Origin of the sequence: Candidatus Phytoplasma sp. AldY-WA1 (genome assembly GCF_020312115.2) — a bacterium.
Lineage (GTDB): Bacteria > Bacillota_I > Bacilli_A > Acholeplasmatales > Acholeplasmataceae > Phytoplasma > Phytoplasma vitis.
On sequence record NZ_JAHRHX020000152.1, the window covers coordinates 1 to 522 of the forward strand.

Here is a 522-nt window from a genome sequence, read left to right on the forward strand (position 1 = left end):
AATTATATATTACGACAAATAAAGAATTTAAAAAGAAAACCTAAATAAAAAAATAATACAAAGGTTATCAAAAAACCATTTTTATATCCATCTTATTATTTTTTTATATTTTTCAAAAAATACTTATATTTTTTTATTCGTTTTAATGTATTTTCAAATCTCGAGGAGGATTATCAAAATCTCTTATTATTTTATATTTAGCAGAATTAATAATTTTTTGTAAAAGAACCATATGCTTAGGATCCAAAATATTTTCTATTTGAAAAAAATTATTAACTGCTTCTATTCCTTTTAAAGTTAATTCTGTAGCTTCAGTATTTGAACCTTTTTTAATAAAATAATCTTTAAATTTTTCTTCAATAAAATGTTTAATTTGTTGTTTTTCTCGATAAACTATTAAAGCGTTTTCAGAGGCACAATAAATGCTATTAAAGTAATTTTTAAGATGCATTTTTGTTTTTTCTAAAATGTCTCCATTTGTGTTATTTTTATTTATTTCATAATTTTCTTTAGCTTTTTCAA

General features: G+C 19.3%; 1 protein-coding gene. It reads right to left on the reverse strand.

Annotated features, from left to right (window positions below):
* Nucleotides 1-142 precede the first annotated feature (142 nt).
* On the reverse strand, nt 143-522 hold a 380-nt coding region (locus tag KTO59_RS04505; protein WP_284928860.1), incomplete at its 5' end, for a hypothetical protein.